The organism is Lacibacter sp., from assembly GCF_035299325.1.
Classification (GTDB): domain Bacteria; phylum Bacteroidota; class Bacteroidia; order Chitinophagales; family Chitinophagaceae; genus Lacibacter.
Genome location: NZ_DATGWT010000037.1, coordinates 14,899 through 31,081, shown reverse-complemented (window position 1 = coordinate 31,081; position 16,183 = coordinate 14,899). Strand labels below are relative to the sequence as shown.

Sequence of the window (16,183 nt, the reverse complement as noted above, 5' to 3'; positions counted from 1 at the left end):
TCCTTTTGGGAAAATCTGTATGCCCTTATAGTCTGTATTTTGTTTCAGTATTTTCCTGTTATTTTGATTTTTGTGAATTTCGACGATTGCTCATGAACGATAACGCTAAGCCATTAGTTAATGATGAATATTGCCTCTCAAAAATAAAGGAGGGGGATGAGCATTTTTTTAACCTGATATTCGAAAAGTACCGAAATCAGCTGTTTGCCTATTTGTACAAGGTCACCAAATCAAAAGAACTGTCGGAGGAAATAGTGCTCGATGTTTTTTTAAAGCTCTGGCATGGAAGAGAAGCAATCACCGAAATACAAAACTTTGAAGCCTTTTTGTACAAGGTGGCACATAACAAAGCCATCGATTTTTTCAGGGCGGCCAAACGCAGCCAGGCTTTACAGCAGGCTTTATGGCAGGCAATTACCGAAGCCCCGGCCACGGATAATGCCGATAACCGGCTGATTTATAAAAACACCGATGCTTTAATAAAAGAAGCCATCAATCAATTATCTCCCCAACGAAAAAAAGTTTTTGAGCTGCGTCATTACGAAGATCTGAGCTATGCTGAAATAGCCGCAACCCTCAACTTGTCCTCCAATACGGTGCGCAACCACCTCGCTGCATCCCTGCAGTTTATCCGGGATTATTTAGAAAAAAACAACGCACTGTTACTGCTGCTTGCCATTTATTTTGAAAAAAAGTAGGGGCGGCATTAGTACATGCATTCTTTTCATTCGTCTGTATCTGGCACATACCACATTAATATGAAGAAAAGAATACCAATCCGGCTGTTATCGGTTTTAATCGTCTTTTTATTTTCCTGTGGCAAAAAAGATGTTGTAAACAACACGCCCAACGAACCACCAACAAATACGCTTCAGCAACTGGAGCCTTATAATTTTGTACTTGGTACACATGCCATATCGGGCAGTTATCAATTTACCACAGAAAACAAACTGGTGGAGCAGGCGAAGAAAGTGCGGGAGATGGGTTCGAATATCCTGAAAATTACATTGGGTAAAAACTCAGCAGATATTTATGGTATCAATGAGGTTACAAAAAGTACGACCACATTAGCGTTGTTCACGAATAACCTGCCGTATAAAACGGTTTGTAACATGGATTTTAAATACATCTTTTTTTGGGTACATACGTTAACCAATGTGGATTGGAAGAAGACCCTTACTGCTGCCGAAGAAAAAGTATTATATGATGAAATGTTCAATTTCGTTTCTCATTTACTTACAACCTATGATAACTCGGGTAAAACATTTTTAATCGGTAACTGGGAAGGCGACTGGTTGTTAATTCCCAACTACGACAGAACGGTTACACCTGCTCCCGAATTGCTTTCAAACATGAGCAAGTGGTTTCAGATAAGACAGAAAGCAATTGATGATGCAAAACTGGCATCAACAGCAAAAAATGTTTCGGTATATCATTACATTGAAGCAAACCTGGTATTAAAAGGAATGAATGGTGAGCCTTGCGTAGCAGAAAGTGTGATACCGAATGTTGATATCGATCTTATTTCCTATTCAAGCTACGAAGCAATAAAGGATAAAACCTTTGCAGCAAAAAAATCAGATCTGCAGGCGATTTTCACTTACCTGGAGTCGAAGCTTAAACCAAAAGCAGGATTGCCATTCAGCAGAAGGGTTTTCATTGGCGAATATGGCTATCAGGCCAATGCTTCCAAGCCTGAAACGTTTCAAAAACAATATGATGAAACAAAGGAAATTATGCGGATTTCATTTGAGCTGAATCTTCCGTTTGCATTGCATTGGCAGATGTATAATAATGAGTATGAGAACGGGGTATCGAAGCAGATGTCATTGATCAATGAGTCAGGATCCAAAACACGCCAGTATGGGCTGCACAACAATTTTTATAAGGCCATGAATACTTACCTGAAGGACGAAAAACAGAAAAACAATAAGTACCCGACGGCCGATGAATACAGAACAAAAGCGCTACAGGTGTTATCATCGCTTTAGATCCGGTATTTTTTTAAAAAAAGTTGAGGGCGCATTGGTACATATTTTCTTTTCGTTCGTCAACTATTTAGCATATTTCATTTCACTACATGAATAATAACAAGGAGAGCCTCTCCGATCTTATAAATAAATACCTGGATAACCGGTTAACTCCTGCTGAGTATACAGAGTTGTGGCGGTTATTGAACGAACAGTCCGATGAAACAGGCTTGAATGAAGAGCTGCAAAAACTCTGGCAGTCTGTTAAAACAGAAGCTCCGTTCATAGCTGCTGCTGAATGGGATCAAAAAATACAGGAAGCAAAGCAAAAACTTACAATATCTGATCAAGCAGAACAGCAACCTTCCATCGGCCGCTTCCAACGCTACCGTTGGGTTGCTGCGGCAGCTATTCTTTTATTGATTGTTTCTTCTGTTTTTGTTTTGATAAACCGGACTGAGAAAAACACAACTATCGCAAAAAAGACACAACCTCAATTGCAGAAAGAGGACAGGTTGCCCGGTGGAGACAGAGCCATACTCACATTGGCAGATGGTAGTTCTATTGTACTGGACAGTGCTGGTAATGGAATGCTTGCACAGCAGGGAACAACAGAGATCATAAAGAAAGAAGATGGGCAGCTGTTGTACAACAGTTCAGATAATGCAACCGATGCAGTTGCATATAATTTACTTCAAACACCCCGTGGCGGACAATATAAAATTACTTTGCCGGATGGCAGTAAAGTTTGGCTCAATGCAGCATCTTCTTTGAAGTATCCTGTTGTATTCAGCGGTAAAGAACGCCGTGTGGAAATAACAGGGGAAGCCTATTTTGAAATTGCGAAAGATGCATTACGGCCATTCAAGGTGCAGGTGAATCAAATGGAAGTGGAAGTGCTGGGTACACATTTCAACATCAACAGTTATACCGATGAAGAAAGTGTACGTACCACCTTGCTGGAAGGAAGAGTAAAAGTTACTACCGCAAGTGAAAATAAATTTTTACAACCCGGTCAACAGGCGCAACTGAAACCATCGGGTAACATGAAGATTGTTGATGATGTAAACCTGGAAGAAACAGTGGCATGGAAGGATGGAAACTTTCAGTTTGAAAATAGTGATATTAAATCGGTGATGAGACAACTGGCCCGTTGGTACGATGTAGAGGTAAGTTACCAGGGCACCATAAACAAACATTTTATTGGTGGCATTTCCCGCAATGTAAAGCTGTCGCAGGTGCTTTCAATGCTGCAGCAAACGGGTGAAGTGCGATTTATCATTGAAGGCAAAAAAATAATTGTTATGCCGTAAAAAAACAGAACAATGTAAACCGAGTATCGTAGCAAGGGCTCATAAAAAACCGGAAGTGGTTGCAACACTCCCGGCCAAAGATCAGGGCTCTCCAACAAGCAATCAAACCAATTGAGACTGTTTATCGTTAAACCCCAAAAACGAAGTTATGCCATTTACTGCTTTTAGTTTTCGGCACAAGCGAAAACTAACCAAAACATGCCCTCCTGTCAGGAAGGCACTATTGATTATGAAACTTATTGCTGTCTTTCTCTTCGTGGCCAGTATGCAGGTATTTGCAGAAGCCCACTCACAAACTGTAACGCTTTCAGTAAAGAATGCGCCCTTCCAGAAAGTATTAAAAGAAATCAGAAAACAAACAGGCTATAATTATATATGCACTGTTGAAATGATGGAACTGGTGGGCAATGTAAGTGTGAACGCCAAAAATGTTCCCTTACAACAGGCGCTGGATGAATGCCTGCAGAAAACGCCGCTTACGTTTACCATTGTAGAAAATACAATTGTAATAAAACGTAAGGTAACGGTACAGCAGCCTGCGGCAAATGTTACCAAAGAATCGCCACCTGCCGATATTACGGTTAAAGGAAAGGTAACAGATGACAGCGGAACACCGCTGCAGGGTGCTTCTGTAAATGTAAAAGGTACCGGCAAAGGTGTAAATACCGATGCTAACGGAGAATTTTCAATCAGTGTACCCGACAATTCATCCATGATACTGGTGATTTCTTTTGTGGGCATGGAAGCAAAAGAAGTGAGTGTAAAAGGTTTGACAAGTGTACAAGTTACCTTAAGCAAACAGGAAATTCAGCAGCAGGAAATTGTAGTGGTAGGTTATGGTACACAAAAGAAAGCAACGGTTACAGGTGCTGTGGCACAGGTAGGTGCAAAAGTATTGCAGTCAGCACCCGTTCCTAACGCTTCACAATTACTGGTAGGTCGTATGCCCGGTCTTTTGTCGAAAACAGCAAGCGGTTTACCCGGTGAGGATAATGCCAGCCTGCAGATCAGAGGTTACGGTAATGCACTGGTAATTGTAGATGGTTTGCCAACTCCGTTTAACCGTATTGATCCGAACGATATCGAATCTGTTTCAATATTGAAAGATGCATCTGCTTCCATTTATGGTGCAAGAGCAGGTAATGGTGTAATACTCGTTACAACCAAGCGTGGTAAAACGGGTGCACCACAAATTACGTATACCGGCACCTACACGTATCAAATGCCTTCTGCTTTTCAGAATACGGTAAATGCAGGCGACTGGGCTGAGTTACGCAGAGAAGCTGCACTCAATTACGGTTTGAGCCCCGGTGAATTTACCGAGGAAGTTGTACAGAAGTACAAAGCAGGTACGGAAGCCAACTATAAATCATATAACTGGCGTGATGCAATCTTCCGTACAGGTGCCCCCATGTTTCAGCAGAGTATGACGGTTAGTGGCGGTACACCCACTTTAAAATATTTCGGATCAGTTGGTATGACCGATCAACAAAGTGTTTTTACATCCGGTGATTATTTTTATAAGCGCTACAATACACGATTGAACGTAGATGCTACCATTGCCAAGAATCTCTCATTGCGTTTTGATATGCAATACCGTTTTGCTCAGGATCAAAAGGTTGGATCAATTGAAGATGTAATGGTTGATTTAAGTACAGCACAACCACGTTACAATCCCTACTTACCTGACCCGACTAAAAATTCATATACAGGTTTCCAGGGGCGTAACCCTTTACTGCGTATTGATGCAGAACGTAAAGGATACAACCGTACAAGCTCCAACTTTTTTAATGGCCAGATAGGACTTAACTATAAAATTCCTTTTATCGAAGGATTACGTATTGGTGCCGATTTACTGGTGAGTCAATCTGCCGATTACACAAAAGTGTTTAATATACCCGCTGAAGTAGTGGTGTATGATTATGAAACGCAGTTATATACAGCTCCGTTGGCTTCGCAGGGTAACTTTATTACCTTAAGAGAAACCAACTCCCGGTATTACCAGCTTTACCCCATGTTGAAATTGAATTATGACCGTGAGTTTGGTAACCACCGTGTAAGTGGTATGGCGATTGCTGAGCAGATTGAAAATGGTGGAAATACATTAATGGCCTATCGGCAAAACCTTCTGTCACCAGTTGTACAACAGCTCGGTTCCGGAGCGGTGGATCAAATGAATAACGACGGTTATCAATCCCAAATGTCAAGGGTAGCTTATATCGGTAAGATCAATTATGATTACAACGGGAAGTACCTGGCAGAGTTTATTTTGAGAGCGGATGCCAGTGCTAATTTCCCTAAGAATAAAAGATGGGGCTATTTCCCTGGTGTATCTGTTGGTTGGGTGTTTTCCAAGGAAAAGTTCATGGATAATACAGCCGGCTGGCTCAATAATGGTAAGTTACGATTGTCCTATGGACAGTCAGGGAACGATGGCACCAGCCAGTTCAGTTATCTTACAGGATATGAAATTGATAATAACAATGGTTATATCTTGGGTAATTTTAATTATGCTACCATCAGCACCATTGGGCTTCCCAACCCGGTTATTACCTGGGAAAATATTACCAATTACAACGTGGGTCTTGATTTAACCTTATTCAAAGGAAAACTACTGTTTGAGGGTAACGTTTTCTATCGGCTAAGAGATGGACTGTTAGCTCTAAAGGAAAGCAACATACCCTCAACTTTCGGGGCCACATTACCGGAGTATAACATCAATAAGCAAAGCAACAGAGGCTTTGAGTTGATGGTAGAATACCGGCCCAAAATCAGGAATGTACAGCTTTCCATCATGCCTACGTTCACCTTCACCCAAAACAGGTGGGAGTTTTTTGATGAAGAAGTATATACCAATCCTGATGATATCAGAACGAAAAAAAGAACAGGAAGGTCAACGAATCTTTCGTTTGGTTACATCTCTGATGGCCTCTTTATGTCGCAGGCCGAAATTGATAAACTCACCTTCAACCAGGATGGTGCTGGAAACACTACCCTGAAACCCGGCGATATACGCTATGTTGATGTAAATGGTGATGGCATTCTGGATGTACGTGATTATGATGTAATCGGAAAGGGTACGTTCCCGGAAGTAGTATACAGTTTAGTAATGGGTGCTACCTACAAAGGGCTGTCGTTAGAAATGTTGTGGCAGGGTTCTACCGGCTTTAATTTCTATGTAACCGGTGCAGCTGCATCTATGTTTTCCAACGAATCAATTCCCTACGATTATCATTACACCTATCGTTGGCAGGCAGATCCGGCAAATCCAACGCAGAACATCAATCCAAAGGCACAATTACCGGCCGCTTCCCTTGGTTTGAATCCGAACAACATCAAGCGTTCCGACTTCTGGATGAAGGATGCAACATTTATCCGTTTACGCAATGTGAATCTATCCTACAGCATCACAGGCAACTGGGTAAAGAAAGTTGGATTCAAAAATCTGCAGGTGTTTGCTTCTGGTACCAACTTGCTTACATTCAGTAAGCTTGGATTTTACAAGAACACGTTTGACCCTGATGCGAACTTAAGTGGTGAAGGACGTAACTATCCCATTCATAAAAATATTGCAGGCGGAGTGCGCTTAACATTTTAAATAAAAGGACATGAGACAGATAATCATTGCTTTCATTTTAACGGGCTTAGTGGGTTGCAGCAAAGTACTGGATATACAACCCCTGGAAATTATTCCGGAAACAGCCGTATTCAAGGATAAAAATCTGATTGAAGCTAACCTGCTTAGTTTATACGACCGTACCAAATTCCAGGAACTCGGCAACCAGGAAAACTTCAGAATGGGTTTACTCGCCGGACCGGGAGGCGAATGCAGAGCGTTTGGCGATTGGCAGGATCCTTACATTGCTTCCATTAAAATTTATGATAATTCCGGTGCAGGGTTGCTTGATTACTGGGCGTATGTTGCCATCCGACAAATCAATGAATTTATTGCTGGTGTGAATGGTTCACCATTTGAACAAAGCTATAAAGACCAGAAAATAAGTGAAGCCCGTTTTCTGCGTGGCTTTATTTATCATCAAATGGTGAAACGTTTTGGTGGTGTTCCCATTATCACCAAAGTGCAGAAAGAGACAGATCCCCAATCAGAATTATTTCCTGTGCGCAACAAAGAAGCAGAAGTATATGATTTCATTGGAAAAGAAATGGATGAAATAGCGCTTTTGCTTCCTGCTTCTTATGCTGCCAAGGATGTTGGCAGAGCTACCAGGTTTGCTGCATTGGCATTGAAAAGCAGGGCCATGCTTTATGCCGGAACTATTGCCAGATTTGGTACTGTTGATCTGAACGGCGTTGTAGGTATACCCGCCGGTGAAGCCGATAAATATTTTACCGCTGCCATGGCTGCTTCAAAAGCAATCATGGATAATCCTGCATTCAGTTTGTACAACAAAGTGTCGTCTGATCCGGTTAAAAATTTCACACAGTTGTTTACAGATGAAAATGCCAACCCCGAAGTGATCTTTAGTGTTAAATGGGATGCCTCCCTCAATCGTGGTCACTCATGGGATGCCTTGTGTACGCCGGCAGGCTTTACATCTGGCTGGAACTCCAACTTCAATGTGTTTCTCGAGTTTGTAGATCTGTTCGACTATCAGGACGGAAGATCCGGCGTGATGAACCGCTCGTTGCTTACAGGCACAAGGTTACATGATATTGATTCATTGTTTGGAAAACGTGATCCCCGTTTCAGAGCATCAACCTTTTATCCGGAATCTATCTGGCAGGGGAAGAAAGTATTTTTCCACTCTTCTACACGATACAGAAATTCAAGCGGACAGGTGGTTACCAGCACCAGCGAAACATTTGTGATCCCGAATTCTGTATCTCCGCAATTCCCGGATGGCATTACCGGAAGAGCACCCCTGCGTAATACACAAAGAACAGGTGTGCATGTACGCAAGCGTTGCGACGAGGCACTGACGCCTGCAGCAAGCGGACAATCAAGCACCGATTTTATAGTGTTCAGATTGGGCGAAATTCTGCTCAATTATGCGGAAGCCGCTTTTTATCTGAATCAAACTACCGAAGCTTTGAATGCTGTCAATCGGATCAGAGCCAGGGCAGCTATGCCATTACGTACAACTATTACGGAAGCAAACATCCGGCAGGAGCGTCAGGTAGAATTGGCGTTTGAAGAGCACAGGTATTGGGATTTACGCAGATGGCGCATTGCAGAACAGGAGTTAAACGGAAAGCGCTTCCAGGGTTTGAATTATGTGTATGATTTTGATGCAAAAAAATACATTATCACCTTAAGAAATGCCGAAGGTGTTGCCAGGGTATTCCAACCCCGTCACTATTACTTACCGTTGGGTATAGACCGTATTGCCGATAACCCAAGTTTGGTTGAGAACCCCGGATATTGATTTATTTTAGTGAATCTGCAATCAACCAATAAGCTCTTCTTCATTGCAAGAATCGCAATCGTAAAGTTTAGCTGATAATTATTATAGAGGTGCTTGAATGTTTATTTAAGCACCTCTATTAATACATGAAAATAGTTTACAGCTTTTCATCTGAAAAAGTAATTCAGTTGCAAAGGCGCTGAAAAAATTACAGTATGCAACATCAGAAGAAAAAAAACAGTAGCCGTAAGGCAATATTAATTGCTGTATTTTCCATTGCAGTTACAATTGTGTTTGGGTTTGATCGCAAGCAGAAAACGAATCCGCCCAAACCCATGAATGTGATTTTCATTTTAACCGATGATCACCGGTTTGATTTTATGGGTTTCACCGGTAAAGTGCCGTGGCTGGAAACACCGGCGATGGATCGAATGGCAAAGGAAGGAGTGTGGGTACGTAATGCTACAGTAACGACTGCACTTTGTTCTCCATCACGGGCATCCATTCTTACCGGGCAGTATGCACACACACATAAAGTGGTTGATAATTTTTCACCACTGCCTGAAAATTTAAACTTCTTTCCGGAGTATCTGCAGAAAGCAGGATACCGTACAGCATTTTTTGGTAAGTGGCATATGGGTCATGCTGGTGATGATCCGCAAAAAGGATTCAATCATTGGGAAAGTTTCAAAGGGCAGGGTGTGTATTACAATCCTTTGTTGAATATTAATGGACAGCGTGTACAATACAAAGACAGTACTTACATTACCGATCTGTTGACGGAACATGCTTCAACATGGATGCGTCAGCAACCGAAGAATAAGCCCTTCTTCATGTATGTATCGCACAAAGGTGTGCACGATGAATTTATGCCTGCACCACGTCATCGCAACAAGTATCATGGCAACCCCATCAATTATCCTTCTACCATCAACTTAACAGCAACTGAAAATAGCAAATTGCATGGTGATGTTTGTAAAAGTCCGATAGCAGCGATGGTGAAGAATGATACCAATTACAATGTAAAAGATATTCCGCAATGGGTATGGGCACAACGTAACAGCTGGCATGGTGTAGATTTTATGTACGATGGTCGTGTACAGTTTGATGATTTTTATTACCGCTATTGCGAAACATTATTGGCGATTGATGAGAGTGTTGCGAGCATCAGAAAAACAGTAGAAGAATTAGGTATTGCTGAGAATACAATGATCATTTACATGGGCGACAATGGTTTCCTCATGGGCGAACATGGACTCATCGACAAACGCAATATGTACGAAGAAAGCCAGAAAGTGCCTTTACTGGTATATGCACCCGGCATGTCGCACAATGGCAAAGCACTCGATCAGATCATCCAGGGAATTGATATTGCACCTACTGTACTCGAAGTAGCAGGTGTAACAAAACCTGCCAATATGCAGGGACAATCGTTCTTACCGCTGCTGCAGGATAAAACAGTGAACTGGCGTAACAAAGCATTTTACGAATATTACTGGGAGTTCTCTTATCCGCAAACACCCACAACATTGGGTGTAAGAGAAGGCTCTCATAAATTTATTTTCTATCCCGGTCTTTGGGATGTATCTGAATTTTATGATTTGAGTACGGACCCCGAAGAAAAGAAAAATCTCTATCGTCTTCCGGCATGGCAAAATGAAATTGGTCGTTTGCGCAAAGAACTATGGAGTTGGCTCCAGGAAACCGGTGGCTTACAAATTCCGCTAAAACCAATCAATGAAAAGCGAGGCGATTACGGTAGCAAGGGATTGTATTAAAAGCATATTTAAAAAATAAAACGTCGAATCTTTTGGCAAGCAGTCGGTAGCGATTGATAGCAACGGCGGCGGTCCGCAGTGGTCGGTGGAGACACCGGCCACAGATCGCCAATAAGAAATTGAGAACAGTATTTTATATGGACTCTCATATACTTTGTTGTAAAATATACAATCGTTGATGCTTTATCAATCCTATTCGCTGTTATGCAGGAGTAATCTTTTTTGCAATGGGATGATGCAAAAGATCTATTCATACGGTAGTTGTATAGCAACTATCTGACATTGTAATCAGCTGATAATTCTGTAACACATCGAACTATTCATTTTTTCATGAAATATTCTGTACATACTAAAATCGGGTTAGCTGTTTTTGTTGGTATGCTGCTGCTTTGTAAGAGCGATGTATTCGCTCAGAAGCAACCCAATTTTGGATTAACAAAAAAACAACCGGCGGCAACCTTGCCGAAAGGGAAAGCGCCGTTTCAAACAGCAGTTGAAAAACCAAGATCGGGAAAAGCGGGTGAAGCAACAGCGCTGGGCAATGCTAGATATTCGCTTACGAGTGGCTGGGAGTTGACAGATGATCTTACAACGCTGTTAGGTAATGCATCTGTGTTTACGGAAGCCATCAATACAAAAGGCTGGTACGATGCAGTGGTGCCGGGAACAGTGTTAACCTCATTGGTTGCGGCCGGAAAATTTCCCGATCCTTATTTTGGTTTGAACAATATGGCCATCACAGATTCATTGTGCAGGAAAGAATGGTGGTACCGTACAACATTTGAAACACCAAAAAATGAAAATGGAAAATTAGCTTGGCTTTGGTTCAACGGTATCAACTACAAAGCACGTGTTTGGTTGAATGGTAAATATCTTGGTGATATCAAAGCTGCATTCATACGTGGTAAGTTTAATGTAACTGATCATTTAAAAACAAACGGACGCAATGTGTTGCTGGTGCAAATATTGCCGCCGCATAACCCGGGAATTCCCGATGAACAATCTGCATTGTCGGGCATGGGAAAAAATGGTGGTGTACATACATTGGATGGTCCCACGTTTTTTGCAACAGAAGGATGGGATTGGATACCCGGTATCAGAGATCGCAACATGGGTATCTGGCAGGATGTACAACTTTCTTTCACCGGTAGTGTAACCTCTTCTGATCCGCAGGTAATCACTGATCTGCCGTTGCCTGATACAACCAGTGCGTCTGTTTCACTGCGTACTACATTAATCAACAACAGCGCAACAACACAGGAAGCAACGATTCATTTTTCGTTTGAAGGAGTAGCCGTTTCTAAAAAAGTAAAGCTGGCACCGGGACAATCATTGCCTGTTTCATTTACGCCTGCTGATGCTGCACAACTCAACGTAAAAAATCCACGCTTGTGGTGGCCCAATGGTTATGGGTTACCGAATTTGTACAATGCTACCATTAAAGTAACGGATGCGAAAGGAGTAGAGGAGATCAAACAGTTTCGCTTCGGCATCAGGGAGTATGCATATGAAATGATGGCGGATACAGAACAGAAGCAAGCGGTACGTTTTTCTTACAGTCCAACTGATAGTAGAATTGATAAACCCATCATAGACTATACAAAGCGCCGTGCATTCAAAGACAAAATTTTTATACCAACTCTGCGTAAAGAATTTCCATTCGAAAAGATGGAAGTGATACCAAACAACGACAACCCGTTTTTGGTGATCAAAGTAAATGGCGTTGCAGTGTATTGTAAAGGTGGCAACTGGGGGATAGATGATGCCATGAAAAAAGTAAGCCGTGAAAACCTGGAACCTGCCTTTCGTTTGCATCGTGAAGCAAACTTCAATATGATCCGTAACTGGACAGGTGAAAGTACAGAACCTGTATTTTTTGATCTGGCCGATGAATACGGCATGTTGGTGTGGAATGATTTCTGGCTGAGTACCGAAGGCTTCAACCTCAACCCAAGCGATGATCAATTGTTTTTGGATAACAGTTTAGACATGATCAGGCGTTACCGCAATCATGCATCCATTGCTATCTGGTGTCCGAGAAATGAAGGCTACGCACCGGCAGGTATTGAAAACGATCTGGCAACACAAATTGCAAAAGAAGATGGCACCCGGCATTACATCGGCAATTCAAGAGAAATCAATCTGCGACAAAGTGGTCCCTGGCATTTCTTTGTGAACAACAAAGATTACTTCACCAAACAAGGCGATGGGTTTACAACAGAGATCGGTACATTCTCTGTTCCTGAAGCCAGCACCATCCGCAAGTTTATAGCACCGGAAGATCAGTGGCCCATCAATGATGTATGGCACTACCACGATCTGCACACCAACAATCAAAACCTCGAAGGCTATCTGCATACAGCAGACAGTTTGTATGGAGTTTCGAATAGTCTTGATGATTTTAACCGCAAGATTCAACTCATCAATTACGACAGTCACAGAGCCATCTTTGAAGCATGGAATAATAAATTATGGAACAACAGCAGTGGTGTGTTATTGTGGATGAGTCATCCTGCATGGCCCAGCATGATCTGGCAAACCTATTCATGGGATTTTCAAACGCATGGTTCGTTTTACGGTTCGAAGAAAGGATGCGAACCTTTGCATATTCAACTGAATCTGCACAACAACCAGGTAATTGCTGTGAATACTTCGTTGAACAACGTGAAGGACGCAATCGCTGTGATGCAGGTATACACGATGGATGGAAAACTGTTGCAAAATAAAACTGCTCCTCTTGCTATTCAGGCAAATGCAAAAGCCGATCTGTTTACAGCAACATTGGATGAAGCCAGCTTGCCTGCTAATTATTTGGTACGTCTTTCCATAAAAAATAAAAAAGGAAATGTACTGACTGCAAATGAATACTGGAAAGCCAATACTGCAACAGGTCATTTTAAAGCATTCAACCAGTTGCCTGTTGTAACGCTTTCATCCAAAGCTATACGTCTTGCAAACAATCAGATTAAAATTGAATTGGAAAATAAAACCAAACATCCTGCTATAGGTATCAAGTTAGATGCACTGGACAACGCAGCACAAATTGTACTGCCTGCTTATTTCAGCGACGGATATTTTACATTGCTCCCCGGCGAAAAGAAAACCATTTTGCTTGAACCTTTTGATACAAAAGCTATCAAAGAAATAAAAGTAGCCGGTTATAATGTCACTGGAGTTGTATCCATTAAAAACTAATTACATGAAGAAGTCTGTTCTACTATCTGTTTGCGTTTTGCTGTTTACTGTTGCACAAGGGCAAAAAGTTGTTCCGTACGATAGCATCAAACCGATGGAGCCATATAATTTTATTTTGGGTACCAATACCATCGGTGGCCAGTACCAGTTTACAAACGAATCCAGGCTGTTGGAACAGGCAAAGCATGTGCGGGGTATGGGATCAAACATTTTAAAAATTTCATTAGGTGCCAACTCGCCGAAAAGTTATGCATTAACCATCGATCAAAAACCATCTACTACCTTGGAGTTATTCAACGCTTCGCCGGAATACAAGAAAGTAGTTGACATGGATTTCAAATACATTTTTATATGGGTACATACTATCACCGGTATTAACTGGAAGAAAGGTATTGACTCCGAACAGGAGAAACGTTTGTATAATGAGATGTTTGATTTTGCTACTTACCTGTTGAAGACTTACAACAACTCCGGTAAAACATTTTTAATCGGTAACTGGGAAGGAGATTGGCTTTTGCTTTCCGATTACAACCGCACTGCAGCTCCACCGCAGGAACACCTGCAAAATATGACGAAGTGGTTCCAGATAAGACAAAAGGCAATTGATGATGCAAAGAAGGCAGCTGCAGCAAAAAATGTTCAGCTCTATCACTACATCGAAGTAAACCTGGTGCTGAAAGGCATGAAAGGTGAACCTTGTATTGCTAACAGTGTATTACCGTATGTAAATGTAGACCTGGTATCGTACAGCAGTTACGAAGCTATAAAAAACAGAACTTACAGTGAAAAGAAAGAACAGCTGCAGAGCATTTTCGATTACCTTGAAAAACAATTGCAGCCAAAAGAGGGACTGCCGTTTTCACGCAGAGTGTATATCGGCGAATATGGTTATCATGCGAACAGCAATAAGCCCGAATCATTTACCAAACAGTACAATGAAACAAAGGAGATCATGAAGATTTCACTGGAGCTTAATTTGCCCTTTGCATTGCATTGGCAGATGTATAACAACGAATACGAAACCAACGGCGAGTCCAAACAAATGTCGCTCATTAACGAGCAGGGCGAACGAATGCCGTTGTACTTTCTGCATCAAAAATATTATCAGCAGACGAATCGCTTTTTGATCAACTATAAAGCAAGCAACAAGGCTGCACCTTCAGCTGAAGTATTTCGGAAAAAAGCATTGGAAGTATTGGATGCATTATAACGTTTTGGTTTATTTTTCTTTTTTATTCGTTGACGGGTCTATTGCATAGCACTCGTCGTATTTCATTTATTTCTTGTTGATTAAACGGCGATTCGCTTGCACCAGGAATCGCCTGTGAACATTAAGCGAGCGAGACTCGATTTCAAATGAAACGGCACTGTACCATCAACTAACAACTAACGACTATCGGCTGCCGGCTGTCGGCTTTTGGCTCATCATCAACCATTCCTCAACATCCTCTTTCCCTCGGTACCGCATAAATCACACCGCCTGAAACAGACAAATTGAAAACCTTTTTGTCAATGGAAGGAAGTATCAGTTTCCACGATTTTCCCTTGTCCGATGATCTGAAAATACCGGCAGGATGACCACAAAAAAAGTCTCCACCAACCTGCACAATGGAACTGATAAAGGCTTGTTCCGGAAGGCTCGTATTATTGTTAGGATTCCGGTTTGAATCAGTTTGATAAATTTGAGGCAAAGGATTTAGTACCGGAACAATAAATGTTTGAGCAGGAAAGCCCGCATCAATTGGCTGCCAGGTTTTACCGCCGTCGTACGATGTTCGTATTCTTCTCGTATTCGACTGTGTATTAAAAGTGATAGCAGCAAATCCGCCATCAATACGTGCTATATCAATGCCCACACCGCCCTCACTGATTACGGTCTCCCAGGTTTTGCCATCATCGGTTGATCTTATGATTCCGCTTTGGCCGGTTGCCATCAGCACACCGTTCCACTCTGCCAATTTCCATACGCCACGGGTAACTTCTTTCCAGCTTTTTCCCTTGTCAGTGGATCTGTAAAGGCCACGGCCACGGTCGCAAACAATAAAAACAGTGCCTCCGGCAGTTTCAAAAACATCGATTATCCCTTTCAACTGAAAATTCTCATATACAGGCTTCCATTCACCCGATCCGTTTATTTTTTGCCTGAACTTACCCTGGTGGTAGTCGTAGGCAAATATCCCGTTCTTGGCAGGTGCAATGTTGCTGTGTTCATCGGGGAAAATTTCTTTCTCCCAAAAAGGTGCCTTCTTGTTTGGTTTACTGTGATAGAGATAATTGCCGGAACGGAAATAGAACCCGCCATCATTTACAAAGAGACTACCCTCCAGCTTATCTCCGGGCAACCCTTCGCTGATGTCTTGCCAGCTTTGTCCGCCATCAGTAGATTTAAAAACCAGGTTCGCAACCCCGGGTTTAGCTATAGTTGATTTTTGCACATTATCCGTGATGGGAAATACAAAGGCGAATTGAAAAAGTAGTAAAAAAGCAAGACTGTAGATGTTCATGACTTGAATTGATTTGGTTAAACAATAAAGTAAAATATATCGTGCCCCAACTATCCC

9 protein-coding genes are annotated in these 16,183 nt (G+C 41.9%); 8 read left to right on the top strand and 1 reads right to left on the bottom strand.

The window, feature by feature from the left end; genetic code table 11:
• Positions 1-92 precede the first annotated feature (92 nt).
• From VK159_RS19645 to VK159_RS19610, 8 genes are all read left to right on the top strand, one after another.
• Complete coding sequence (locus VK159_RS19645; RefSeq protein ID WP_324231878.1) at positions 93-698, top strand: RNA polymerase sigma-70 factor; 606 nt, start codon at positions 93-95, stop codon at positions 696-698.
• A gap of 60 nt (positions 699-758) precedes the next feature.
• Complete coding sequence (locus VK159_RS19640) at positions 759-1,991, top strand: hypothetical protein (protein ID WP_324231877.1); 1,233 nt, start codon at positions 759-761, stop codon at positions 1,989-1,991.
• Positions 1,992-2,080: 89 nt separating this feature from the next.
• Positions 2,081-3,283: a FecR family protein gene (locus VK159_RS19635; RefSeq protein ID WP_324231876.1), complete on the top strand. Its 1,203-nt coding sequence runs from the start codon at positions 2,081-2,083 to the stop codon at positions 3,281-3,283.
• A gap of 229 nt (positions 3,284-3,512) precedes the next feature.
• Complete coding sequence (locus VK159_RS19630; RefSeq protein WP_324231875.1) at positions 3,513-6,881, top strand: TonB-dependent receptor; 3,369 nt, start codon at positions 3,513-3,515, stop codon at positions 6,879-6,881.
• Between the two features lie 10 nt (positions 6,882-6,891).
• Positions 6,892-8,670 (top strand): RagB/SusD family nutrient uptake outer membrane protein, encoded by a 1,779-nt coding sequence (locus tag VK159_RS19625; protein WP_324231874.1) that lies wholly within the window; start codon positions 6,892-6,894, stop codon positions 8,668-8,670.
• Positions 8,671-8,864: 194 nt separating this feature from the next.
• Complete coding sequence (locus tag VK159_RS19620; protein ID WP_324231873.1) at positions 8,865-10,427, top strand: sulfatase; 1,563 nt, start codon at positions 8,865-8,867, stop codon at positions 10,425-10,427.
• A 330-nt stretch (positions 10,428-10,757) separates the two neighbouring features.
• A complete protein-coding gene (locus VK159_RS19615; RefSeq protein ID WP_324231872.1) occupies positions 10,758-13,622 on the top strand; it encodes a glycoside hydrolase family 2 protein in 2,865 nt (954 codons plus the stop codon).
• 4 nt (positions 13,623-13,626) lie between these two features.
• Positions 13,627-14,832, top strand: coding sequence for a hypothetical protein (locus tag VK159_RS19610; RefSeq protein WP_324231871.1), 1,206 nt, complete (start codon positions 13,627-13,629; stop codon positions 14,830-14,832).
• A 229-nt stretch (positions 14,833-15,061) separates the two neighbouring features.
• Here the strand turns inward: VK159_RS19610 and VK159_RS19605 are convergent, their stop codons facing one another.
• Positions 15,062-16,126, bottom strand: a complete 1,065-nt coding sequence (locus VK159_RS19605; RefSeq protein WP_324231870.1) for a hypothetical protein — start codon at positions 16,124-16,126, stop codon at positions 15,062-15,064.
• Between the last annotated feature and the right edge of the window lie 57 nt (positions 16,127-16,183).

What these genes read in the sequence shown, in the direction of transcription:
- VK159_RS19620 (WP_324231873.1), top strand. Translation starts at nt 8,865, where the DNA reads ATGCAACATCAGAAGAAAAAAAACAGTAGCCGTAAGGCAATATTAATT.
- VK159_RS19625 (WP_324231874.1), top strand. Translation starts at nt 6,892, where the DNA reads ATGAGACAGATAATCATTGCTTTCATTTTAACGGGCTTAGTGGGTTGC.
- VK159_RS19635 (WP_324231876.1), top strand. Translation starts at nt 2,081, where the DNA reads ATGAATAATAACAAGGAGAGCCTCTCCGATCTTATAAATAAATACCTG.
- VK159_RS19645 (WP_324231878.1), top strand. Translation starts at nt 93, where the DNA reads ATGAACGATAACGCTAAGCCATTAGTTAATGATGAATATTGCCTCTCA.
- VK159_RS19630 (WP_324231875.1), top strand. Translation starts at nt 3,513, where the DNA reads ATGAAACTTATTGCTGTCTTTCTCTTCGTGGCCAGTATGCAGGTATTT.
- VK159_RS19610 (WP_324231871.1), top strand. Translation starts at nt 13,627, where the DNA reads ATGAAGAAGTCTGTTCTACTATCTGTTTGCGTTTTGCTGTTTACTGTT.
- VK159_RS19640 (WP_324231877.1), top strand. Translation starts at nt 759, where the DNA reads ATGAAGAAAAGAATACCAATCCGGCTGTTATCGGTTTTAATCGTCTTT.
- VK159_RS19605 (WP_324231870.1), bottom strand. Translation starts at nt 16,126, where the DNA reads ATGAACATCTACAGTCTTGCTTTTTTACTACTTTTTCAATTCGCCTTT.
- VK159_RS19615 (WP_324231872.1), top strand. Translation starts at nt 10,758, where the DNA reads ATGAAATATTCTGTACATACTAAAATCGGGTTAGCTGTTTTTGTTGGT.